We start from the raw sequence: 22,091 nt of genomic DNA on the forward strand, positions 1-22,091 counted from the left end.
CCTACTCCCCCGTGATGGAGCCGAAGTCCGTGCCCGAGCCCAGGAGCAGGCCTGCGCCCAGCAGGATCATCGTCGCCGGGACCATGAACGTCGTGATCATCATCGTGGCCTTGGGGACGGCCCTTGCCGCCTTGCGGCGGGCGTTCTGGGCGTCTGTTCGGCGCATGTCCTTCGCCAGGGCGACCAGGGTGTCGACGATCGGGGCGCCCAACTCCTCGCCCTGCTGGAGTGCCGTCACGAACATCGCCACCTGCTCCGAGTCGTTGCGGCGGCGGAGTTCCGCGAAGGCCTGGCGGCGGCTCATGCCCAGGTCCATCTGGCGGAGCGTGATGCGGAGTTCGTCCGCCCACGGGCCCTCGTAGCGCGAGGCCACCCGGTCCAGGGCCTGGCGGAAGCCCAGGCCCGCGCTCACCACCACCGCCAACACGTCCAGGAAGTCGGGCAGCGTCCGCTCGATCACGTCCTTGCGGATGCGGATCGCCGACCAGATGCCGACCTCCGTCCAGAAGGCTCCGAAGGCCAGCAGGAGCAAGGTCACCAGGTACTGGCCTCGCATGAGGAAGACCAGGCCGCCCACCGCGCCCAGGAAGCCGTACACCGCGCGGCGGGCCGCGTAGCGGTCGATCGTCAGGCCGCCGGGGTTGCCCGCCAGGTCGATCTTGCGGCGGTACTTCGCCACCTGCTTCGGGCCCATCAGGCGCAGCACCGCCGGTGCGTACCGCATGCCCATGCGGTCGATCAGCGAGTCCACCGCGCCGGTGCGGGTGGCGCCGACCTCCAGTGCCAGCTGTAGGTCACCGGGGAGTTTCGCGTCCGCCCGGTACATGCGGATGCCCGCGAAGAAGCCCCAGACGCTCAGGCCCATCGCCAGGGCGAGAATCCATGCCATCGTCCCCGCCCTCCTATACGTCGATCCGGGACAGGCGCCGGATCATCACGAAGCCGATCGCGTACAGCACGAACGCCACGATCACCGCGACCTGGCCCGCCGGTGAGCCCGTCATACGGTCCAGGGCGCCGTCCTTCACCCCGTTCATCAGGAAGAGGGAGCCGATGCCCAGCGCCGGGACCGCGTACGACGTCATGCTCACCTGGGAGAGCTGGGTGCGGATCTCCCGGCGGGTCTCCTTGCGCTCCTCCAGGGTCTCCGTCAGGTTGCGCAGGGCGCTCACCACCTGGCCGCCCGCTCGGTTCGACAGGACCAATGTCGTGACCAGGACCACCAGTTCGCGGGAGGGGAGGCGGTCCGCCAGTTCGCCGAGGGCGTCGTCCATGGACGCGCCCAGCGCCAGCTGGTTGGCCACCTTTGCCAGTTCTTCCCCTGCGGGTGCCTCCAGCTCCTCCGCCGCCATGCCGATCGCCGTGCGCAGAGCCAGGCCCGCCTGGGTCGCGTTCGCCAGGATGCGGGCCAGCTCGGGGAGTTGGTTGATGAAGCGTTCGATGCGCTTCTGGCGTTGCCAGTTCAGGAACTGGACGGCCGCCCAGATGCCCAGCATGCCCGCTATCGGGCCGAAGAAGGGGGCCAGCGTCGCCTGGCCCACCAGCCACAGGCCCGCCACCGCGGTCAGCATGTAGACGAAGAACTCGCCCGGCGTCACGTCCAAGCCCGTTGCCAGCAGGCGCAGTTCCAGTTTCCGGCCCAGTTTCGTACGGCGCAGGCGGCGGTCCAGGTCGCCGAAGCGGCGCCGGCGGCCGACGGGGGCTATCTGGCCCGTGGCCGCCAGGCGGTCCACCAGGGCCTGGCGCTGGGCCCGGCCGGCGGCGTACGCGTGGAGGCCGGCCACGGCGAGCCCGCAGGTCAGCACCGTGATGCCGGTGGTCAGCGTGATCAGCGTCTCGAAGTCCATCGGTTCCTGCCTCCCTCTACCTCGCCGCTCGGATGGCCAGCTGCTCCATGGAGCCCGCCACTCCGAACGCCTGCGGTACCGGCTGGTTGGCCATGTAGAGGCGGTCCGCGGTGCGGCGTGGGAGCGGGAAGTACTCGAAGTTGCCGTAGACCCGGCCGTCCGCGGCCATCGGGCGGGCGTGGAAGCGGGCGGCCGTGGCCAGCCGGTACGGCTCCGCTCCGTGGCTGTCGAGGATCGCGATCTCGGTGATCCGGCGGGCGCCGTCGGCGAAGCGGGTGAGCTGGATGATGACGTCGACCGCGCTGTTGATCTGGTCGTGCAGCGCCTCGAAGGGGACCTCCACGTCGGACATGGAGGCCAGGGTCTTCAGGCGCATCAACGCGTCCTCCGTGCTGTTGGCGTGCACGGTGGCCAGGGAGCCGTCGTGGCCCGTGGACATCGCCTGGAGCATGTCCAGGGACTCGCCGCCGCGGACCTCGCCGACGACGATGCGGTCGGGACGCATCCGCAGGGAGTTGCGGACCAGGTCGCGGATGGTGACCCGGCCCTGGCCCTCCACGTTCGGCGGGCGTGACTCCAGGCGGATCACGTGGTTCTGCTGGAGCTGGAGTTCGGCCGAGTCCTCGATCGTGATGATGCGCTCGACCTCGGGGATCAGGCCGGAGAGGGCGTTGAGAAGTGTCGTCTTCCCGGTGCCCGTCGCGCCCGACACGATGATGTTGAACTTCGCCTGCACCAGGCCCGCCAGGAGATACACCATGGGCTCGTCCAGCGAGCCGAGGCCGATCATCTCGTGCAGGGTGAAGGAGCGGGGGAAGCGGCGGATCGTGAGCGTCGCGCCGGTCAGCGACAGCGGGGGGATGATGACGTTCACGCGCTCGCCCGAGGGCAGGCGGGCGTCGACCATCGGGTTCGACTCGTCCACCCTGCGGTTCACCGTCGAGACGATCCGTTCGATCGTCTGCATCAGCTGGTCGTGGGAGGGGAAGCGGAGCGGCAACTGCTCCACCCGGCCCGCTCGTTCCACGAAGATCGCGTCGGGGCCGTTCACCATGATCTCGGTGATCGACGCGTCCTCCAGCAGGGGTTCCAGGATGCCCAGGCCGAGGGCCTCGTCGACGACCCGGCGGATCAGCTGGGAGCGCTCCACCGTCGAGAGCACCGGGCCCTCGCGGCTGATGATGTGGCCCAGGACGCGTTCCAGCCGCGCCCGGCGTTCGGCCGCGGCCAGCGAGCTCATCTCCGCGAGGTCGATCTCCTCCAGGAGCTTGGCCCGGTAGGAGGCGACCAGGTGGCCGTCCTCGCCCCTGCTTCCGTTCTCCTCGGGGGAGTTGATGCGTGCCCGCAGGCTCATGGCTTCCGGTGCTCCTCAGTGGTCGAGCGGCATGGTGGCGGACTTGGTGGCGTCGCCGAAGTCCCAGCCGGGGACCACGGACGGGATGTCCACGGTGGCGGTGACCCGTACCTCGTCGCCGAGCCCGGCGCTGGTGCAGCCGGTCCCGTCGGCCAGCCAGCCGCTCACGGCGGCCTGGCAGTCCGCCGCGAACGGCCCGTCCAGCGAGGCGCTGCGCGCGCCGGCGCGGGCGGCGGTGCCCGCCTGCTGGGCGGTGTAGGCGATGAGGCCGATCTGTATGGCGGCCATGGCGACGAGGATCAGGATCGGGATGAAGCCGAGGTATTCGATGGCCACCTGGCCGCGGTCACGGGCACCCTCACGGTCACGGGCACAGTTACGGCTACGGCGCGCCTTCTCGTACGCCATCTCAGTCCCCCTCCTCCACGACCGCCCCCGCGTGCCCGTCGACCTCGAACGGGAACGCGATCGTGCCCGGGAAGAGGATCGGAACGTCCAGATGGACGTCCGCCGTGACCAGGCCCCCGCTCTCGCCGCAGGTCACCTCGGCACCGCCCTCCCACGCGCCCGGCAGATGCTTCAGCCCCGCCTCCTGGCAGGCGCCCTGCCGGTCCTCGGCCGCCGTGCCCGCCCGTGCCGCCTCGTCCGCGGCGTTCGCGGCCAGCGTGAAGGTGTACCCGAGCAGCGCGCACTGCCACAGCAGCACCAGCGTCACCAGGATCAGCGGGGTCATGCCGAGGAACTCGATGGTGACCTGGCCCCGGTCGGCCCCGCGCCGGAACAGGCCCGCGCGGCCGCTCATCCCCCACCGTCCTTCCGCCTGCGGAAGGACCCCCGGCCCGCCCGTCGGTCGACCTCAACCGCCTTCACCAGGCCGAGTTCCCCGGCGAGAGTCCACAACGCCTGCTTCACCGTGCTCTTGGAGTCCAGTTCGTGCAGGCGGCCCGCGTCCACCACGCCCTGGAGTTCCTTGTAGTTGGCGGGGACCGCGGTGGCCGCGAGTGCCGTGCCGGTGATCTTCTGGATCAGCGGGGGCTGGATCTCGGTGCCCCGGGTGTGGCGGTTGACGACGACCGTGGTCTCCTCGGCCTTGCGGATCTGGAGCCGGTCCCACATGCGGACGACGCGCTTGGCGCCCCGGACGGCGACCACGTCCGGGGTGGTGACCAGCAGCGCCGTGTCGGCCATCTCCACGGCGGCCGCGCCGGCGCCACTGAGCTGGGCGCCGCAGTCGACGATCACGATCTCGTAGCGGGAGCGCAGGGCGCTGACGATCTGGCGGGCGGCGCGGTCGGTGACCTCCTCGCCGCGTTCGCCGTCGCCGGGGGCGAGCAGGAGGGCGACCCCGGTGTCGTGGCGGAAGACGGCGTCGGCCAGGACACGCGGGGTGATGTCGGTGATGGCGGCGAGGTCGACGACGGAGCGGCGGAACTGGACGTCCAGGTAGGCGGCGAGGTCGCCGGTCTGGAGGTCCATGTCGAGCAGGGCGGTGGAGCGGCCGGAGGCCTGTGCGGCGAGGGCGAGTTGGATGGACACGAGCGTCGTGCCGACGCCGCCCTTGGCGCCGCTCACCGTGACGACGGTGCCGCCGACGCCGGTGAACACCTCCAGGGCGCCGCCGAGATGGCGTCGTACGCCTGCCGACCAGGAGGCCACGGCCTGGACTCGGCTGGCGAGTTCCTCGTACGACAGGGGCAGCGCCACCAGGCCCCGGGCGCCGTAGTCCATGGCGGCCTGGAAGAGGCCGGGGGACGCGTCGGAGGTGACGAGGATGACGCCCACCGCGGGGAAGCGGAGGGCGACTTCGCGGATCAGCTCCAGGGCCGGGACCGGGCCGATACGCTCGTGCACGACCACGACCTCGGGCAGCTCGTCGACGGACTCGGCGGCCAGCCGGGCGAGGGTGTCGATGAGCTGGGTGGAGTCGGTCACGGGGGCGACCGGCTCGGCGTCCGGGAGCTGGGAGAGCAGGGTCGTGATCGCACGGACCGCGTCCGCGTCGCCGACCGCCGGGAGGATCCTCGTGGGCATACGGGCCTCTCACTTGTCCTTCGCGAGTTCGTACGTCCGGTCCGACTCGGGGACCGTGGAGTCGTCGCCGGGGGCCACCAGCGCGAGCCGGACCCGCTGGGCGAACGACTCGGCGTAGGTGAGGCGCTGGGCGTCGAGGGTGGACAGTGCGAAGGTGATCGGGACGGCGTCGGTGGGCTGCCGGTCGCGGTCGTCGGCGTCGGGTTCCAGGGGGGTCAGCTCGCCCACGTCCAGGACCTTGGCGTTGGTCACGATGATCTTGGACTGGGCGGGATCGCCCTCCCGTGCGCCCTCGAAGGTGGCGTACACGTTCACGGTGGAGTTGGGCGTGATCTTGCCGGCCACCCCGGTCGCCGCGTCGATCATGATGGCGACCTCCTGCTGCCCGGGCTGGAGGGCGGGCTGGGCCACGATCATGTCGCTCTGGAGCAGGGAACCCTTCCGCAGCGCGGTGACCGCGATCTTGCCCTCGATCTCCCTCAGATCGGTGACCGCGTTGTCGGACAGCCAGCGCTCCGGCATCGAGATCTTCTCGAACTGGGCCGAAGCCAGCGGCTTGTACGGCTCCACGTTCGTCTTCAGCCGGTAGGCGGTGACCTCGGGGCCGACCTTGGACTCGGCGTCGTTGATGACGGACAGCACGCCGGCGAAGGCGCCGAGGGCGCAGACGACCGACAGGATCAGGAGTATCACGCCGCGGCGCTGACGGGAGTTCATGAACCGTGCAACCTCATTGGGGGAATCGGTCGGGATCGGTCGGATACGGCTTGCGGGTCGGGCACCCCTCGCGGGCGTCGATCACCCCGCGCGGGCGTCGGGGACGGGCACGGGCGGGGTCGCGGAACAGAACACACAGCGGTCGCCGATGACGTCGATGCCGCACCAGTGGCAGGTGCTGCGGCGTACCGAGGTGACGAGCTGGTACAGCACCGACAGGTCGGAGAGGTGGGCGCAGAACTCGATCAGCCGCCCCGTCCCCCACCACCGCGCCGACTCGGCGGGCAGCGGGACCTCGCGCAGGCCCTGGACGTTCCAGGACTTGGCGAGGGTGTCGGTGACCCAGTCGGACTGGAGCTGGCCCCGGGCGACGAGCATCCGGGTGCCGAACTCCGGGCCGGTCAGGGCGGCTTCGGGGCCGATGCGCACGAGCTGGGGCTCGGGGTGGGCGAGGACGCCGAAGTGGCTGCCCGGGACCCAGGACTTGGCGTGCGACTTCAGGCCGACGGGGACGCGGTCGAGCTTGGCGACGGAGCCGAGGAGCGCCCCGGCGTGGATGTAGTGGGTGAGGAGTCTGCCCGCCGAGGCGAGCACGCCGGGTCCGAGGTCGCAGGAGGCGAGCTGGCGCAACTGGCGGGCCAGGACGGCGAGTCCGAGCGGGGGCAGTTCGGGGCGGAACAGGGCGATCCGGTCGCTCTCCAGCAGCGAGCGGAGGGTGTGGAGACGGCGCTCGACGGCGGGGTCGGCGGCCTGGGAGCAGACGACGACCAGATGGCCGTGGCTCTCGACGATCGCTTGAAGCGCGCTCAAGGCCCGGTCGAGGGGCTGGCGGTCCAGGTCCTGGAGCACGATGGCGGGGACGGTGCGCTCGTCCTGCGGCGGCAGCGCCAGGTCGGCACTGGTCACGGCGATGGCAGTTGGCACGCGCGGCTCCCCACTCCCCACCCAGGACACACGGTCGACTTCACTGTGTGACTACCCGAGCACTGTATCCACGGGTCGATGACCGGAGAACAGCGTTTCTGTAGCTATGAAGGAACTGCCGTTTCACAAGTTGCGTCAAATCGGGGCAGGTTGAGCATCTTGGCGGCATCTCTTGACAGGAAGATTGGTCTGGACCAACGTCTTCAGCATGTCCCCCATTGGCATGTCCACACGCAGAAGATCCACTCGTCTCTGGACGGGTGCCGTCCTCGCGGCGCTCGCCCTCACCTTCGCCGGCACCGGCCAGGCGTCCGCCGCCGATGTCAACAACGCCAAGAACGCCGGTTTTGAGAACGGCCTGACCAACTGGACCTGTTCCGCCAACAGCGGTACGACCGTCTCGTCGCCCTCGCACGGAGGCTCAGCCGCGCTGAAGGCGACCCCGGCCGGACAGGACAACGCCCGCTGCACCCAGGCCGTCGCGGTCCAGCCCAACTCGACGTACACGCTCAGCGCCTGGGTCCAGGGTGGCTACACCTACCTGGGCGTGACCGGCACCGGCACGACCGACGTGTCGACCTGGACGCCCGACTCCAGCAGCTGGAAGCAGCTGACCACCACCTTCACCACCGGCTCGTCGACCCGCTCGGTGAACGTGTACACGCACGGCTGGTACGGCCAGGCCGCCTACTACGCCGACGACGTCTCGGTGTTCGGCCCGGACGGCGGCGGTGGCGGTGACCCGGAGCCGACGATCCCGGGCTCCCCGAGCGGCGTGACGGTGTCGGGGCGGTCCTCGTCGTCGATCTCGCTGGCCTGGAACACGGTCTCGGGCGCGACCGGCTACAACGTCTACCGCGACGGCACCAAGGTGACCGCGGTGACCGGCACGTCGGCGACCGTGACCGGGCTCGCGGCCTCCACCTCGTACTCCTTCCAGGTCACGGCGACCAACTCGGCCGGTGAGTCGCCGAAGTCGGCGTCCGTGACGGGGACGACGACGCAGACCCCGACGGGTCCGGGGCTGCCGAAGCACGCGGTGACCGGGTACTGGCAGAACTTCAACAACGGCGCCACCGTGCAGAAGCTGTCGGACGTGCAGGCGCAGTACGACATCATCGCCGTCGCCTTCGCGGACGCCACCGGGACTCCGGGCGCGGTGACCTTCAACCTGGACTCGGCCGGGCTCGGCGGCTACACCGTCGACCAGTTCAAGGCGGACGTCCGGGCGAAGCAGGCGGCCGGGAAGAAGGTCATCATCTCGGTCGGCGGTGAGCGCGGCACGGTGTCGGTGAACGACGCCACCTCGGCCACGAACTTCGCCAACTCGGTGTACGCGCTGATGCAGGAGTACGGCTTCGACGGCGTCGACATCGACCTGGAGAACGGGCTGAACGCGACGTACATGACGCAGGCGCTCCGGTCGCTGTCGTCGAAGGCGGGGTCGTCACTGATCCTGACCATGGCGCCGCAGACCATCGACATGCAGTCGACGTCGAACACGTACTTCCAGACGGCGCTGAACGTGAAGGACATCCTCACGGTCGTCAACATGCAGTACTACAACAGCGGTTCGATGCTGGGCTGCGACGGCAAGGTGTACAGCCAGGGCTCGGTGGACTTCCTCACCGCGCTCGCCTGCATCCAGCTGGAGGGCGGCCTCGCCCCGTCCCAGGTCGGCCTCGGTCTTCCTGCCTCGACCCGGGGCGCGGGCAGCGGGTATGTGTCGCCGTCGATCGTGAACAACGCGCTCGACTGTCTGGCCAAGGGCACCAACTGTGGTTCCTTCAAGCCGTCCAGGACGTACCCCGACCTGCGGGGCGCGATGACCTGGTCGACCAACTGGGACGCCACGGCGGGCAACGCCTGGTCGAACGCCGTGGGTCCGCACGTGCACGCACTGCCGTAGCGGCGCCCGGTCGTGGTCGGGGTTCGTCAGAAGAACTCCGACCACGGCTGGTCCCAGATCTGCTTCACGCACAGCACCAGGAACAGCAGGCCCGCGATCACCAGCATGGTGTTGCTGAGCGCGCCGTTGCGCCAAGGCGCCGGGGTGCGGGCGGAGTTCAGCAGCCAGAGCAGGGTGCCGGCCAGGAACGGCAGGAAGGCCGCGCCGAGGACGCCGTAGATGATGATCAGGCGGAACGGCTCGTCCTGGAAGAGCAGGACGATCGGCGGGAAGGTCAGCCACAGCAGGTAGAGGCGGAAGGGCAGACTGCGTTCGCGGCTGCCGGTGGCGATCTCCTCGCCGCGGACCGTCTCGCCGGCCGAGCGGTAGCGGGCCACGAAGTCCGCGAACATCAGGCTCACGCCGTGCCAGACGCCGATCAGCGAGGTGAACGACGTGGCGAAGAAGCCGACCAGGAAGAACTTCGCGGTCGCCGAGCCGTACTCGTCCTCCAGGATGTCGGTCAGCTGGAGCAGGCCCTTGTCGCCGCTCGCGATGGCCACGTTCGCCGAGTGCAGCAGCTCCGCGCCGACGAACAGCATCGCCACGACGAAGATGCCGGTGGTGACGTAGGCGACCCGGTTGTCCAGCCGCATCACCTTCATCCAGCCGGTGTTCGTCCAGCCCTTGGCGTTGACCCAGTAGCCGTACGCGGCCAGGGTGATGGTGCCGCCGACGCCGCCGATCAGGCCGAGGGTGTTGAGGACCGAGTCCTCCTCGTCGGGCAGCACCGGCAGCAGGCCCGCGAAGGCCTCGCCGAGGTTCGGGGTGACCCGGATCGCCAGGTACACCGTCACCACGAACATGACGCCGACCAGGACCGTCATGACCTTCTCGAAGACGGCGTACTTGTTGAACCAGACGAAGACCAGGCCCACCAGACCGCAGGCGATCCCCCACCACTCCAGGTCCATCGCATCGGGGAACAGCGCCTGGAGCGGCAGCGCGCTGGACGACATCGCCGCCGCGCCGTAGACGAAGCCCCAGATCACGACGTAGACGACGAAGAACCAGGTGGTCCAGCGGCCGAGGCTCGCCCAGCCGTCGAAGAGGGTGCGGCCGGTGGACAGGTGCCAGCGGCCGGCCGCCTCGGCGAGGGAGATCTTCACCAGGCAGCCGATGACCGCGGCCCACAGCAGGGTGTACCCGAAGCTGCTTCCGGCGATCAGCGTGGCCACCAGGTCCCCGGCGCCGACGCCGGTCGCGGCGACAACGATGCCAGGGCCGATGTACTTCCAGCTGGACCTGCGAGGAGAGAAGTCGGGGGAGGAGTCGGTTCCGTCAACTTGCGTTGCCTGAGTGTTTTCCGAGCTGTCCGCCATGCAGATCAAGAAACCGCAGCGGGACGGGGCCGACAAGAGGGCGCGTCAGAGTTCGAACCACACGGTCTTGCGCTGACCGTCCTGGTGACAGCCCCATCTCCGGGCCAGCGCGTCCACCAGGAACATGCCCCGCCCGCTCTCCGAACTGCCCGCGTCCAGCACCTGCGGGGTGCGGCGCCCGGCGTCCTCCACCTCGCAGCGCAGCACGCCCCGCGCGGCGGACAGCGTGACCCGGAACCGGCTCGCCGAGTGCAGCAGCGCGTTCGTCGCCAGCTCGCTGACCAGCAGCTCGGCCGTGTCCAACAGCTCGTCCTGACCCGCGAGCCCCCACCCCTCCAGCTGCCTGCGCACCTCCGCCCGGGCCTCACGGACCGCCGAGGGGCGCGGGTCGTACTCCACGGTCAGATGACCGGCTCCGACGGGCGGTTGACGGAAGGGGCCGTTCCGGAGTTGCAGCATGATGTCCATGGTGGTCCGGCCATCCACGCCGCGCACGGGTAGATATACCTGCATACCTACCTGCATACGGTGCGCACTACCCGTACTGCACCCGTACGGTCGTCCCCTCGGCGTCGTCCCGGACGTCGACGTAGGCGCACACCTGACGGGCGTACCACAGGCCCTGTCCCGGTTCCAGTTCGCCGGCGTCCGGCGGGACGAACCCGGCCAGCGGATCGGCGATCCGGCGCGTGCCGCGCAGCTCGCACACGCACTCGGGCGGCCGACCCCACAGCCGGACCCCGGTGACCTGGCCGAGCGCGGCCGCCGCCTCGGTCACGGCCAGCGCGAACAGCTCCGCGTCCGCCGCGCCGAGCCCCCGGGCGCGTGCCCACGCCCGTACGGAGTAGGCGTCCGGCCGGTCGAGTGGGCACGCGTCTTCGGGGGGTGACGGCAGGGGTACGGCGTCCAGCTCGGCGGCGATCCGGACGGGGTCCTCGTACACGCCCGTGGCGGGGTGGGTGCGGCGGGCCTCGGCGATGACGGCGGGGCCCGCGGTGCGGGCGTCGTAGACGCACAGAGCGGTGGTGGCGAGCGGGGCGAACAGGAGGTTGGCGAGGGCCTCGTAGCGGATCCACTCGGCGCTCTCCCGCGGCGAGCGCCCGGCCCGGCCGCTCCAGACGGGCTCCATGAGCAGATGGATACGGCCGCCGGGGCCGGCCTGCGCGGCGAGGAAACCGGCGGCTCTCGCCACGGCGTTGGCGGCGGAGCCGGTGTACCAGTCGGTGTGCGGCATGAGCACCGCGCTCTTCGCGTCGGCTCCGAGGGCGTCCCGGAGGAGGGTCAGTTTGCCGGGGGCGGCGATCGCCACGGGCGGGGGTTCGGCGGGGGTGCCCAGGGCTTCGGCGAGGAAGGGGAGGGCGGCGGCGACGAATTCCTCGTCGGTGCCGAGTACGGCCATGCGGTGGTCGAACGCCGCGGGGGTGGAGGTGGGTTGGCTGATCACGCGATCCCCTGTCTGTGCCGGGTCCGATGGGTCGGGGGGGGGTCAGCGCCGGGCCGTCACCCAGGCGGCGAGCTGGCTGCGATTGCTCAGCCCGAGCTTGCCGAGGATGCGTTCCACATGGCCTTCGGCCGTACGCCGGGCGATGACCAGCCGCTCGGCGATCTGCTGGTTGGCGAGCCCTTGAGCCACGAGTTCGGCCACTTCGGACTCGCGGGGGGTGAGGCCGAGGTCCGGGGCGGTTCGGAGGCTGTCCCGGTCGGCTCGCCGGCGGGTGGTGGTGTCGCAGGCGTGTTCGCCGGTGTCGGCCTGGCGTTGGGTCCGGTCCCGGTGGCGGCGGCGGGTGGCCGCCTCCTCTTCGGGCAGGGCGCGGAGTCGGTCGAGGCCGTAGTGGCGAAGGGTGTCGAGGAGGCGGTAGCGGACGCCGCCCGCGGTCGCTTCCCTGATCAGTACCGACTTGTCCACCAGACCGGAGACCGCCTCCAGGACCTCGCCGCGCCGCAGCCGTACCCCGTCCGCGCACACCGCCTCCGCCGTCTCCAGGTCGAAGGCTCCCGCGAGCACCGAGGCCCGCGCCCAGGTCAGCCGCTCCTGTTCGGTGCAGAGTCGGTGGCTGCGGTCGATCGTCGCCCGCAGTGAGTGGAGTCGGCCGTCCGCGAGCCGGTCGAGGCCGACGTCCCGCAGTCGTCCCGCCGCGAGTTCGATGGCCAGCGGGAGTCCGTCCAGGCTCCGGCAGAGGCGGGCCACGGCGGCCCGGTTGGCCTGCGTCAGCCGGAAGCCGGGCAGCACGGCCGCCGCCCGGTCGGCGAAGAGGGCGAGCGCCGGATGGCGGTCCGCGTCGGACAGGTCGCCGTCCGCGTCGGGGACGGGCAACGGCCGTAGCTCCAGGAGGTGTTCGCCCGTCAGGCCAAGGCGGTGCCGACTGGTCGCCAGGACCCGGGTGTTCGGGGTGCCGTGCAGCAGAGCCGCGGTCAGTTCCGCGCAGGCGGTCACCAGGTGCTCGCAGTCGTCGAGGACCAGGAGCAGGTGGCGCTCCCCCACCTGCTCCGTGAGCGCGTCCGGCGGGGGTCGGTCGGTGTGGCCGTGCAGGCCGAGTGCGTCGGCGGCGGCGAGCGGGACCAGGGCCGGGTCGTCGAGGCCGGACAGGTGCACGAAGTGGATGCCGTCCGGGAAGGTGCGGTGGATCCGGTCCGCGAGGTGCAGGGCGAGCCGGGTCTTGCCAACCCCGCCGGGACCGGTCAGTGTGACCAGTCGCGATCTCGCCAACAGCTGTCGCCCGCCGAGCAGTTCGGCGCGCCGGCCGACGAAGCCGGCCGACTCGGCCGAGCGGCGCTCGTCCCGTCGTGGCGCTGATCCGCCCATGATCGGCCAGTCCAGTCCTGAGGGGATGTGGTCCGAGGAGCAGGCCGGAAGGTCGGGCTCCTCTTGTTCGCGGACCCCTCACTGTCCCCCGCCCCGCCCGGACACGCACACGAACCTCACACCCCCGGGTGCAACTTCGCCCAGGCCCGGGTCACATGACACGTGCGCGCGTACACTGCCCGCCCCTCGCCGCCGGATCGGTTCACGCCATCGCGGCCGTTTTCGCCCTTGACCGGGTCATGCCACGCACGGACGATGAGCGCCACCCGCACAGCACGTCGCTGAGAGCCGGTGTCACGTCCCCGGTCGGATCAGCGCACGTCGTCTGGTGCGTGCGATCGCAAGGCGCCGAGGCGCCCTCGTGGCGGAGCCACGTGGGCGGTTCGGCAACGCGGCGAGCGTGCGTGCCAGGCGGCGGGCGCCCGGGGACGTGACACCGGCTCTGACCACCCCCCGCTCCACTCCCCACTTCCGGAGATCCCGGAATTCCTGGAGAACCAAGGAGAATTCATGCGACTTCGCATCCGAGGCTCCGGCGCCCGCAGCGGAAGACGAACCGCCGCGCTCGCCGCCCTCCTCGCCCTGGCCCTCGCGGCACCCCTTTCCGCGACCGTCACGGCGAGCGCCGACAGCGGCACCCGGGCGGCGCCCTCCGCCGACGACATCCGCCAGTACGAGATCCACACCCACTCCACCGCCAAGGACCGCACCGCGATCCAGCGGACCGGCGTGAGCGTGGACGAGGTCGACGACCACGGTCTTGTGGTCTCCGGCCGCGCCGACCAGATCCGCAAGCTGCGCGGACTCGGCTACGAGGTCACGCCGTTGGCCGCCGTACCCGACCGTTCGAACGGCGCGGACGACATCCGGCTGCTCGACTTCCCGTCGGCGGACTCGCGCTATCACAACTACGCGGAGATGACGAGCGAGATCAACTCGATCGTCTCGGCCAACCCGAGCATCGCCAGCACCCGGGTGATCGGCACGTCGTACCAGGGCCGGAACATCACCGCCATCAAGATCAGCGACAACGTCGGCACCGACGAGTCCGAGCCCGAGGTGCTGTTCACCCATCACCAGCACGCCCGTGAACACCTCACCGTCGAGATGGCGTTGTACCTGCTGCGCGAGCTGACCTCCGACTACGGCACCGACTCCCGGGTCACCAGCATGGTGAACAACCGCGAGATCTGGATCGTCCCGGACCTCAACCCGGACGGCGGCGAGTACGACATCGCGACCGGTTCGTACCGCTCCTGGCGCAAGAACCGGCAGCCCAACTCCGGTTCCTCCTACGTCGGTACCGACCTCAACCGCAACTGGAACTACCGCTGGGGCTGCTGCGGCGGCTCCTCCGGGTCCACGTCCTCGGAGACCTACCGGGGTACGGCGCCCGAGTCCGCACCCGAGGTGCGGGTGGTCGCGAACTTCGTGCGCAGCCGGGTCGTCGGCGGGGTGCAGCAGATCAAGGCCGCGATCGACTTCCACACCTACAGCGAACTGGTGCTGTGGCCCTTCGGGTACACCTACTCCGACACCACCACCGGTATGACGGCGGACGACCGCAACGCCTTCGCCACCGTGGGCGGGAAGATGGCCGCCAGCAACGGCTACACGCCCGAGCAGTCCAGCGACCTGTACATCACCGACGGGACGATCGACGACTACCTCTGGGGCTCCCAGAAGATCTTCGGATACACCTTCGAGATGTACCCGCGCTCCGGCGGTGGCGGCTTCTACCCGCCCGACGAGGTGATCGAGCGGGAGACGTCCCGGAACCGGGACGCCGTCCTTCAGCTGCTGGAGAACGCGGACTGCATGTACCGGTCGATCGGGAAGGAAGCCCAGTACTGCTAGCCCGGTTCTCCGCTACTCCGACTTCGCTACTGCTTCCGATTCCTCGAAGTAGGCGTCCAGCACCTCGTCGAGCTGTGACTCCCACTCGCTGAAGCGGCTCCTGGCCGGCGCCTCGATCTCGATCGGGTACCAGCGGCGGTCAGGAGTGTGCACCGTGATGGTGAACCGCTTGCCGAAGCGCGCGGTCTCCGTCTCCACGGCGCCGATCTCGTCCCAACGGAACTCGCACTCCTGGTCGTCCAGGGTGAGCCGGACCCCGCGACGGTCGGCGACGATCCGTGCCCGGCGGTCGGCGGCGTCGAAGACGGGACCGTCGGAGTCCGCCTCTTCGGAGTCCGTCTCCTCCGGGAACTCGGCCTCGGTGGTCTCCTGCTCAGCCTTGTCCTCGGCCTCGACCTCGCCCTGAACCTCGGCCTCTTCCTCTTCTCTGGCCTCGGACTCGGGCTCCGCCTCCTTGGACAGGGGCGAGGTGAGCCCGGGGACGAAGGCCGGGTCGAATCCGGCGCCCTCCAGGGGCTTGCTGCCTGAACCTATGCGCTGCTCCACAGCGGGCAGTATGGTCGACGATCCTGTGCCGCACACAGCCAGCCCCTGCATCGTTATACGAAGATGCTCAACGCGGCGGCCACCACGAACCCGACGACGGACAGCACCGTCTCCAGCACGGTCCAGGTCTTGAGGGTGTCCCGCTCGCTGATGCCGAAGTACTTGGCGACCATCCAGCTGCATCCATCAGCGCGCTCCGCGCGCGGGCCCCGTCGTTGACGTGCGAGGCGAAGATCGAGCCGGCCGAGATCGCCATGATGACCAGCGCGGTGAAGGCCTGGGAGTGGTCCCCCTCGGCGAGCAGCGGCGCCACGATGCCGGCCGTGGTGACGATGGCGACCGTCGCCGAGCCCTGTGCCATCAGCAGCACGACGGAGATCAGATAGGACAGCGCGATCACCGGCAGGCCCACGTCGTTGAAGGTGTCCGACAGCGCCTGCGCCACCCCGCTCGCCTTCAGCACGGCGCCGAAGACCCCGCCCGCGCCGACCACCAGCAGGATGTTGCCGACCGGCTTGAGGGAGGAATTGACATCCTCCCCCTCTTAGAAGAGGGGGATTCCAACCCAGGTGGGTTGAGGTTCACGGGCGCTCGAACGGCTGGTGGCCGTTGTCACCCCTCCGGCACCGGCTGCTCGCCGGGGGCGAGGGATCCCGCCCTGTCCTGCCGCGACATTGATACTTGCGTTCTCATCCGCGTTGCAGGTGAACCCGCAGGACACACAGACGAAGTCGGCTTGGCTCTTGCGCGACTTCTTCTCGATCCAACCACAGGCACTGCACCGCAGAGAGGTGTAGGGCGCGGGAACGTCTTCGACCCGGCCGGGCGCCTTGTCCTCGGTCCGGCGTCGGAGCAGGCCCCAGCCCTGAGCGAGGATCGCCCGGTTCAGTCCGGCCTTCTGCCGGACCTTCTTGCCCGGCTCTGCCTGAGTGCCCTTCGCCGAGCGGGTCATGTTCTTGATCTTCAGCTTCTCGAACCGCACCAGCCCGTACGTGCGGGCGAGCATCGTGCTGGTCTTCTCGCACCAGTCCTTACGCCGGTTCACCTCCCGCGCCTTGAGCCGGGCGACCTTCGCATACGCGGCCGTCTTCCGCGCGCTGCCCTTCGTCGCCCGTGCCGCACGCCGCTCATGCTTGCGGATCTGCGCCGCGAAACCCGGCGCGGACTTCCGGCCCGGCCTCCAGTGTGCGTGCTGCTCGACGGCAAGATTCCACACATACCTCGCGTGCGCACAGTGCGTGAGCATCCGCTCCGCCTGTGCGGGCGTCGGGTACATCCGGAAACGTGCCATGCCGCGAACCTAGATCACACGTTCCCCGACCGTGCACACCACCGATCAACTTCACCCGCCCGAGTGACCTCTCCCGGCCACGCCCTCGCCCGGCCACCGCTCCTCAACTCCCAGTCGCCAACCCCGCCTGAGGCCGGCCCCAGCACTGTCTGACCCGACACGCCGCAAACGGTGTGGCCCGGCGAGGGGCCACACCGTTTGCGGCGTGCGGGAGTTGCCGGTCCGTCAGCTCAGGACGGCGAGGGCGTCGATCTCGATGAGCAGGCCCGCGGGGAGGCCGACGTAGACGGTGGTGCGCGCGGCGGGCGGGGCGGTGAGCTGCTGGTCCTCGAAGTACTGGTTGTAGATCTCGTTCAACTCGGCGAAGTGCGCCACGTCGGTGAGGTAGACGCGGATCATCATCACGTCGTCCCAGGTCGCGCCGCCCTCCTCCAGGATCGACCGCACGTTGGCGAAGGTCTGGAGGGTCTGCTCGCGCAGGGTGGGGCCTGCGGGCGTGGGCGGCTTGCCCTCCTCGGCGGGCAGAAAGCCGACCTGGCCGGCGACCTGGAGGATGTTGCCCTTCTTGACGCCGTGCGAGAACTTCGCGGGCGGCGTGGTGTGGGTCTTCGGGGTGAGCGCGATCTTGTCCTGCTTGTTTGCCTGGCTCGTCATTCGGGGTCCTTTGCTGGGGTCTTGCCGGAGTACTCGCCGGTGATGCCGTCCGCGGTACGGCGGACCAGCGGGAGCAGGGTGAGGAGTTCGTCGGCGGTGACGACGACGTTCGGCGCGGAGACCGACATCGCGGCGACGACCCGGCCGTCCGCGCCGCGGATGGGGGCGGCGACGCAGTTGATGGACTCCTCGTGGCCGCCGAGGTCGGTGGCCCAACCCTGTTCGCGCACCTTGTCCAGCTCGCGCAGGAAGGCGGGGGCGTTGGGTGTCGAACGGGACGTGTACATGGGGTAGTCGAGCTTGTCGGCGAGGACCCGGCGCTCGTGCTCGGGCAGGTCGGCGAGCAGCAGCTTGGCGACGGCGGCGACGGTGATGGCGACGGGCTTGCCGATCCGGGAGTACATCCGCACCGGGTAGCGGCTCTCGACCTTGTCGATGTACAGCACCTCGTCCTCCTCGTAGACGGCGAGGTGGACGGTGTGGCCGCACTGCTCGTTGAGGCGTACGAGGTGGGGGTGGGCGATCTCGCGGATGTCGAGGTTCTCCATCGCCTCCTGGGCGAGGGCGATGAGGCGGGCGCCGAGGCGGTAGCGCTGGTCCGACTGGCGGTAGACCATGCCGTGCTCGTGCAGGGTGCGCAGCAGGCGCAGGGCGGTGGATTTGTGCACCCCCAGGCGGTCGGCGACGGTGCCCAGGTCGGCGGGGCCCTCGGCGAGCAGCGGCAGGATGCTGAGCGCGCGGTCGACGGTCTGGCTCATGGGGTGCGTACCTCCTCCTCGGCCCGCTGATCGGCCTGTGTCCAGCCGGGGCCGAGTCGAAGTGTGCCCCAGGTTTCGTCTGTGACGGCTGCGAGGCGGTCGGTGATGTCGTGGGTGGGGGGTGTGGCCAGGTCGGCGTTGGTGGTGAGGGCGGCGGCTGCCCAGAGGTGGGCGTGGCGGAGGCGCTGCTTCGAGGGGAGGCCTCGGAGGGTGGCGGAGAGGTATCCGGCCGCGAAGGCGTCTCCGGCGCCGGTGGTGGCTACGGGGGTTACGTGGAGGGCGGGTTCGAAGGTGACGTGGGCGGGGGTTGGTGAGCGGTACTCGATCGCCCCTCTCGCTCCTTGCTTCACCACCAACACTCCCGGCTCCGGCAGTGCCGCTCTGATGGACTCAGGGCCGCCCGTGATGCCCCAGGCCTCCGCTGCCTCGTCCTCCCCCACGAACACGATGTCGGCGCCCCGGGCCAGTTCCAGCAGTACCCGGGGGCCCTCCGCGTCGCGCCACAGCGCGGGGCGGTGGTTGACGTCGAAGGAGATGAGAGGGCGGTCCGGCCGAGGCGCTGTCAGCTCCCTCAGCAGGGTCAGGCACTGGTCCGACAGGGCCGCCGTGATGCCGGAGAGGTGCAGCACGCGGCCCGGCCCCGGTTCCACGTTCTCCACGGACATCGCCGACGCCGCCGAACCCGCCCGGTAGTACGCCACCTCATGCGCGTCCGTCCCCCGGTCCCCCGCCGTGCGGAAGTACACCCCTGTCGGTCGCGAAGGGTCCCGGCTCACGGACGAGACGTCGACGCCGTACGAACCGATCGTCTCCACCAGATGGTCACCGAAGCCGTCCGCGCCGACTCGGCTGACCCAGCGAACGGAGTGTCCCGCGGCAGCAAGCGCGCAGGCGACGTTCGACTCCGCGCCGCCGATCGAACGGTCGAAGGACGGGACATCGGCCAGGGGGCCCGGTCGGCTGGGGAGGAACGCGACCATGGACTCGCCCAGCGCGACCACATCGACGACATCGACGACGTCACGCGCTCCGGTACTGGTCACGATCCTCGTAGCTCCCCACCCTTGTACTCGTCCTTGTGCTCGTGTTGGCCGAGATGTTAGACAGCAGTTAGCGACATACGCAATGAACGTTGCAAGAAATGCAACGCTCCTGATCAGGGAGGCCCCATGGCCGCTGAAGCCCTCGCCCGTCTGGCCGAGGAACGCATCGACCACCGCTTCAAGGGCCTCCCGCCGGACGCCACGGGCCGCACGGTCGGCGAACTGGCGGCCGAGCGGCGGAACCTGTTCGACGGCGGCTTTGCCACCCCCGTCCTCGCCCTCTCCGCCGAGCGCCTCGACCACAACCTCCGTCTCATGGAGACCTACGCCGAACGCCACGGCCTCGCGTTCGCCCCGCACGGCAAGACCTCCATGGCCCCGCAGCTCTTCCAGCGGCAGATCGAGCACGGCGCCTGGGGCATCACGCTCGCGGTGCCGCATCAGGTGTGGGTGGCAAGGGAGTTCGGCATCGAGCGGGTCTTCCTCGCCAATGAACTCGTGGACTCCGCCGCCCTGCGCCGTATCGCCGCGGAACTGGCCGCCGACCCTTCGTTCCGGTTCGTCTGTTACGTCGACTCCGTGCGGGGGGTCGAGTTGATGGACGCGGCACTCGCCGGCGCCGCCCGGCCCGTGGACGTCGTCGTCGAACTCGCCGCGGGCGACGGCGCGCGGACCGGGGTCCGTACCGAGGCCGAGTGCCTGGCGGTCGCCGACGCCGTGGCCGCCGCGCGCGGGCTGCGGCTGGTCGGTGTCGCGGGGTACGAGGGTGAGGTCCCGCAGGCGACCCCCGAGCGCGTGGGCGCCTATCTGCGCCGGCTGGTCGCCCTGGCCGTCGACTTCGACAAGGCGGGCCGCTTCGCGGACACGGACGAGATCGTCGTCAGCGCGGGCGGCAGCGCCTGGTTCGACGCGGTGGCGGAGGTGTTCGCGGAGATCCCCGAACTCTCCCTTCCCGTGCTGAAGTTGCTGCGCTCCGGCGCGTACGTCTCGCACGACGACGGCCACTATCGCAAGCTGACCCCGTTCAACCGGGTACCCGAGGAGGGCGCCCTGGAGCCCGCGTTCCGGCTGTGGGCGCAGGTCGTGTCCCGGCCCACGGGCGAGCAGGCCTTCCTCAACGCGGGCAAGCGGGATGCGGCGTACGACCTGGATCTGCCCTTCGCCCAGGTGATCCGCCGGGACGGCACCGAACGCCCGGCCACCGGCGTCTCGGTGACCGGCCTGTCCGACCAGCACGCCTGGCTGCGGACGACTCCCGAGGCGGATCTGGAGGTCGGCGACTGGGTCGGGCTCGGCCTGTCCCACCCGTGCACGTCCTTCGACAAGTGGCCGCTGATCCCCCTCGCCGAGGCGGACGGCACGGTCGTCGACTACATCCGTACGTTCTTCTAGGACAGGGAGGCCCGCTGTGCTGGACCTGGTCATCCGGGACGCCGACGTCGTGGACGGCTCCGGTGCCGACTCCTACCGCGCCGACGTGGTCGTCGACGACGGACGGATCGTCGCGATCGTGCGGGAGGCCGCGGCGGCGGGCTGCCAACGGCCCACCGCGATGCGGGAGCTGGACGCCGAGGGGCTCGTCCTGGCCCCCGGTTTCATCGACATGCACGCGCACAGCGATCTGGCCCTGCTGCGGGACCCGGACCACAGCGCGAAGGCCGCGCAGGGCGTGACGCTGGAGGTGATCGGCCAGGACGGGCTGTCGTACGCGCCGGTCGACGACCGTACGCTCGCCGAGGTGCGCCGCGCGATCACCGGCTGGAACGGCTCCGGCGACGACATCGACTTCGACTGGCGGTCGGTGGGCGAGTACCTCGACCGACTGGACCGCGGTATCGCCGTGAACGCGGCCTGTCTCATCCCCCAGGGCACGGTCCGGGCGCTCGCCGTCGGCTGGGAGGACCGCGAGGCGACGCCCGAAGAGCTGGACCGGATGCGGCAGTTGGTCGCCGAGGGCCTGGAACAGGGCGCCGTCGGCCTGTCCTCGGGCCTCACCTACACCCCCGGCATGTACGCCAAGGACGCCGAACTGACCGAACTGTGCCGGGTGGTGGCCTCGTACGGCGGCTACTACTGCCCGCACCACCGCTCGTACGGCGCGGGCGCGCTGGAGGCGTACGCGGAGATGGTGGCGCTGACGCGGGACGCCGGGTGCGCCCTGCACCTGGCCCACGCGACGATGAACTTCGGCGTGAACAAGGGCCGGGCGCCGGAGTTGCTCGCCCTGCTGGACGAGGCGCTGGCGTCCGGCGCGGACATCAGCCTCGACACCTACCCGTACACGCCCGGCTGTACGACCCTGGCCGCGCTGCTGCCGAGCTGGGCGAGCGAGGGCGGGCCCGAGGCGGTGCTGGCGAGGCTCCGGGACGACGCGACGGCCGAGCGGATCCGCCACGGCCTGGAGGTCATCGGCTCGGACGGCTGTCACGGGGTGCCGATGGAGTGGGAGACGATCGAGATCTCGGGCGTGAACGACCCGGGGCTGTCGGAGTACGTCGGCCGCCGCCTGACCGACTGGCCGACCGCCCGGAGCCTGCTGCTCGCGGACCGTCTCGGCACGACGATCCTCCAGCACGTCGGCCATGAGGAGAACGTCCAGGAGATCATGCGCCACCCGGCCCACACCGGCGGCTCGGACGGCATCCTCCAGGGCACCAAGCCGCATCCACGGGCCTACGGCACCTTCCCGCAGTATCTCGGCCGGTATGTGCGGGAGTTGGGTGTGCTGTCGCTGGAGGAGTGCGTGGCGCATCTGACGTCCCGCCCGGCGGCCCGGCTGCGGCTGCCGGACCGGGGCCTGGTCCGCGAGGGCTACCGGGCGGACCTGGTGCTGTTCGACCCGCGGACGGTGGCGGCGGGCTCGACGTACGAGGAACCGCGGAAGCTTCCGACGGGCATCCCGCACGTCCTGGTCGACGGCCGTTTCGTGATCGAGGACGGCCGCCGGACGGATGTGCTGGCGGGGCGGGCGATCCGTAGAACGCCCACCCCGTGAC

Annotated in this window: 21 protein-coding genes and 1 pseudogene; 4 read left to right on the forward strand and 18 right to left on the reverse strand. The window is 70.4% G+C overall.

The window, feature by feature from the left end; genetic code table 11:
- Position 1 precedes the first annotated feature (1 nt).
- The 8 genes from BN159_RS16560 to BN159_RS16595 form a co-directional block, all read right to left on the reverse strand.
- Entirely contained in the window at positions 2–889 is an 888-nt protein-coding gene (locus tag BN159_RS16560; RefSeq protein ID WP_015658143.1) for a DUF5936 domain-containing protein, read from the reverse strand.
- 13 nt (positions 890–902) lie between these two features.
- A complete protein-coding gene (locus BN159_RS16565; RefSeq protein WP_015658144.1) occupies positions 903–1,847 on the reverse strand; it encodes a type II secretion system F family protein in 945 nt (314 codons plus the stop codon).
- 16 nt (positions 1,848–1,863) lie between these two features.
- Positions 1,864–3,201 carry a CpaF family protein gene (locus BN159_RS16570; protein ID WP_015658145.1) on the reverse strand — a complete coding sequence of 446 codons (1,338 nt, stop codon included), beginning with the start codon at positions 3,199–3,201 and terminating at the stop codon, positions 1,864–1,866.
- 15 nt (positions 3,202–3,216) lie between these two features.
- The gene (locus tag BN159_RS16575) at positions 3,217–3,609 is read right to left on the reverse strand and encodes a TadE/TadG family type IV pilus assembly protein (RefSeq protein WP_015658146.1); all 393 of its coding nucleotides are present in this window, start codon (positions 3,607–3,609) and stop codon (positions 3,217–3,219) included.
- A 1-nt stretch (position 3,610) separates the two neighbouring features.
- Positions 3,611–4,003: a TadE/TadG family type IV pilus assembly protein gene (locus BN159_RS16580; protein WP_015658147.1), complete on the reverse strand. Its 393-nt coding sequence runs from the start codon at positions 4,001–4,003 to the stop codon at positions 3,611–3,613.
- Entirely contained in the window at positions 4,000–5,232 is a 1,233-nt protein-coding gene (locus tag BN159_RS16585; protein ID WP_015658148.1) for an AAA family ATPase, read from the reverse strand. The genes BN159_RS16580 and BN159_RS16585 overlap by 4 nt, the downstream gene beginning before the upstream one ends.
- Positions 5,233–5,241: 9 nt before the next feature.
- Positions 5,242–5,949 (reverse strand): Flp pilus assembly protein CpaB, encoded by a 708-nt coding sequence (cpaB, locus tag BN159_RS16590; protein ID WP_015658149.1) that lies wholly within the window; start codon positions 5,947–5,949, stop codon positions 5,242–5,244.
- Between the two features lie 81 nt (positions 5,950–6,030).
- Positions 6,031–6,873, reverse strand: a complete 843-nt coding sequence (locus tag BN159_RS16595; protein WP_015658150.1) for a hypothetical protein — start codon at positions 6,871–6,873, stop codon at positions 6,031–6,033.
- Positions 6,874–7,096: 223 nt separating this feature from the next.
- On the opposite strand from BN159_RS16595, the gene BN159_RS16600 reads away from it, so the two are divergent.
- Complete coding sequence (locus BN159_RS16600; RefSeq protein ID WP_086016528.1) at positions 7,097–8,782, forward strand: chitinase; 1,686 nt, start codon at positions 7,097–7,099, stop codon at positions 8,780–8,782.
- Positions 8,783–8,808: 26 nt separating this feature from the next.
- On the opposite strand, the gene BN159_RS16605 is transcribed toward BN159_RS16600, so the two are convergent.
- From BN159_RS16605 to BN159_RS16620, 4 genes are all read right to left on the reverse strand, one after another.
- Positions 8,809–10,143, reverse strand: a complete 1,335-nt coding sequence (locus tag BN159_RS16605; protein WP_015658152.1) for an Nramp family divalent metal transporter — start codon at positions 10,141–10,143, stop codon at positions 8,809–8,811.
- 45 nt (positions 10,144–10,188) lie between these two features.
- Positions 10,189–10,602: an ATP-binding protein gene (locus tag BN159_RS16610; protein WP_051113646.1), complete on the reverse strand. Its 414-nt coding sequence runs from the start codon at positions 10,600–10,602 to the stop codon at positions 10,189–10,191.
- A gap of 76 nt (positions 10,603–10,678) precedes the next feature.
- On the reverse strand, positions 10,679–11,587 hold the full coding sequence (locus tag BN159_RS16615; RefSeq protein ID WP_015658154.1) for an MEDS domain-containing protein: 909 nt from the start codon (positions 11,585–11,587) through the stop codon (positions 10,679–10,681).
- 42 nt (positions 11,588–11,629) lie between these two features.
- The gene (locus BN159_RS16620) at positions 11,630–12,946 is read right to left on the reverse strand and encodes a LuxR C-terminal-related transcriptional regulator (RefSeq protein WP_015658155.1); all 1,317 of its coding nucleotides are present in this window, start codon (positions 12,944–12,946) and stop codon (positions 11,630–11,632) included.
- A gap of 510 nt (positions 12,947–13,456) precedes the next feature.
- Here BN159_RS16620 and BN159_RS16625 point away from each other — a divergent pair.
- A complete protein-coding gene (locus BN159_RS16625) occupies positions 13,457–14,803 on the forward strand; it encodes a M14 family metallopeptidase (protein ID WP_015658156.1) in 1,347 nt (448 codons plus the stop codon).
- A 12-nt stretch (positions 14,804–14,815) separates the two neighbouring features.
- Here the strand turns inward: BN159_RS16625 and BN159_RS16630 are convergent, their stop codons facing one another.
- The 6 genes and pseudogenes from BN159_RS16630 to BN159_RS16650 form a co-directional block, all read right to left on the reverse strand.
- Complete coding sequence (locus BN159_RS16630) at positions 14,816–15,349, reverse strand: hypothetical protein (RefSeq protein ID WP_041819410.1); 534 nt, start codon at positions 15,347–15,349, stop codon at positions 14,816–14,818.
- Positions 15,350–15,402: 53 nt separating this feature from the next.
- Positions 15,403–15,875: pseudogene (locus tag BN159_RS43985) on the reverse strand (GntT/GntP/DsdX family permease); the annotation flags it as partial.
- A gap of 18 nt (positions 15,876–15,893) precedes the next feature.
- Positions 15,894–16,640 (reverse strand): RNA-guided endonuclease TnpB family protein, encoded by a 747-nt coding sequence (locus BN159_RS16635; protein WP_015658159.1) that lies wholly within the window; start codon positions 16,638–16,640, stop codon positions 15,894–15,896.
- A gap of 225 nt (positions 16,641–16,865) precedes the next feature.
- Entirely contained in the window at positions 16,866–17,294 is a 429-nt protein-coding gene (locus tag BN159_RS16640; RefSeq protein WP_015658160.1) for a RidA family protein, read from the reverse strand.
- A complete protein-coding gene (locus BN159_RS16645) occupies positions 17,291–18,052 on the reverse strand; it encodes an IclR family transcriptional regulator (RefSeq protein WP_015658161.1) in 762 nt (253 codons plus the stop codon). Before BN159_RS16645 ends, BN159_RS16640 begins: the two co-directional genes overlap by 4 nt.
- The gene (locus tag BN159_RS16650; protein ID WP_015658162.1) at positions 18,049–19,095 is read right to left on the reverse strand and encodes a sugar kinase; all 1,047 of its coding nucleotides are present in this window, start codon (positions 19,093–19,095) and stop codon (positions 18,049–18,051) included. The genes BN159_RS16645 and BN159_RS16650 overlap by 4 nt, the downstream gene beginning before the upstream one ends.
- 126 nt (positions 19,096–19,221) lie before the next feature.
- On the opposite strand from BN159_RS16650, the gene BN159_RS16655 reads away from it, so the two are divergent.
- Together BN159_RS16655 and BN159_RS16660 are read left to right on the forward strand one after the other, a co-directional pair.
- Positions 19,222–20,487: an amino acid deaminase gene (locus BN159_RS16655; protein WP_015658163.1), complete on the forward strand. Its 1,266-nt coding sequence runs from the start codon at positions 19,222–19,224 to the stop codon at positions 20,485–20,487.
- A 16-nt stretch (positions 20,488–20,503) separates the two neighbouring features.
- A complete protein-coding gene (locus tag BN159_RS16660) occupies positions 20,504–22,090 on the forward strand; it encodes an N-acyl-D-amino-acid deacylase family protein (protein ID WP_015658164.1) in 1,587 nt (528 codons plus the stop codon).
- Position 22,091: the final 1 nt, after the last annotated feature.

Source organism: Streptomyces davaonensis JCM 4913 (assembly GCF_000349325.1).
Lineage (GTDB): Bacteria > Actinomycetota > Actinomycetes > Streptomycetales > Streptomycetaceae > Streptomyces > Streptomyces davaonensis.

Bases quoted from the DNA above. Each gene is read 5' to 3' on its own strand.
- BN159_RS16655 (WP_015658163.1), top strand. From the start codon at position 19,222: ATGGCCGCTGAAGCCCTCGCCCGTCTGGCCGAGGAACGCATCGACCAC.
- BN159_RS16570 (WP_015658145.1), bottom strand. From the start codon at position 3,201: ATGAGCCTGCGGGCACGCATCAACTCCCCCGAGGAGAACGGAAGCAGG.
- BN159_RS16560 (WP_015658143.1), bottom strand. From the start codon at position 889: ATGGCATGGATTCTCGCCCTGGCGATGGGCCTGAGCGTCTGGGGCTTC.
- BN159_RS16645 (WP_015658161.1), bottom strand. From the start codon at position 18,052: ATGAGCCAGACCGTCGACCGCGCGCTCAGCATCCTGCCGCTGCTCGCC.
- BN159_RS16635 (WP_015658159.1), bottom strand. From the start codon at position 16,640: ATGGCACGTTTCCGGATGTACCCGACGCCCGCACAGGCGGAGCGGATG.
- BN159_RS16565 (WP_015658144.1), bottom strand. From the start codon at position 1,847: ATGGACTTCGAGACGCTGATCACGCTGACCACCGGCATCACGGTGCTG.
- BN159_RS16605 (WP_015658152.1), bottom strand. From the start codon at position 10,143: ATGGCGGACAGCTCGGAAAACACTCAGGCAACGCAAGTTGACGGAACC.
- BN159_RS16585 (WP_015658148.1), bottom strand. From the start codon at position 5,232: ATGCCCACGAGGATCCTCCCGGCGGTCGGCGACGCGGACGCGGTCCGT.
- BN159_RS16625 (WP_015658156.1), top strand. From the start codon at position 13,457: ATGCGACTTCGCATCCGAGGCTCCGGCGCCCGCAGCGGAAGACGAACC.
- BN159_RS16610 (WP_051113646.1), bottom strand. From the start codon at position 10,602: ATGCTGCAACTCCGGAACGGCCCCTTCCGTCAACCGCCCGTCGGAGCC.
- BN159_RS16600 (WP_086016528.1), top strand. From the start codon at position 7,097: ATGTCCACACGCAGAAGATCCACTCGTCTCTGGACGGGTGCCGTCCTC.
- BN159_RS16580 (WP_015658147.1), bottom strand. From the start codon at position 4,003: ATGAGCGGCCGCGCGGGCCTGTTCCGGCGCGGGGCCGACCGGGGCCAG.
- cpaB (WP_015658149.1), bottom strand. From the start codon at position 5,949: ATGAACTCCCGTCAGCGCCGCGGCGTGATACTCCTGATCCTGTCGGTC.
- BN159_RS16575 (WP_015658146.1), bottom strand. From the start codon at position 3,609: ATGGCGTACGAGAAGGCGCGCCGTAGCCGTAACTGTGCCCGTGACCGT.
- BN159_RS16640 (WP_015658160.1), bottom strand. From the start codon at position 17,294: ATGACGAGCCAGGCAAACAAGCAGGACAAGATCGCGCTCACCCCGAAG.
- BN159_RS16620 (WP_015658155.1), bottom strand. From the start codon at position 12,946: ATGGGCGGATCAGCGCCACGACGGGACGAGCGCCGCTCGGCCGAGTCG.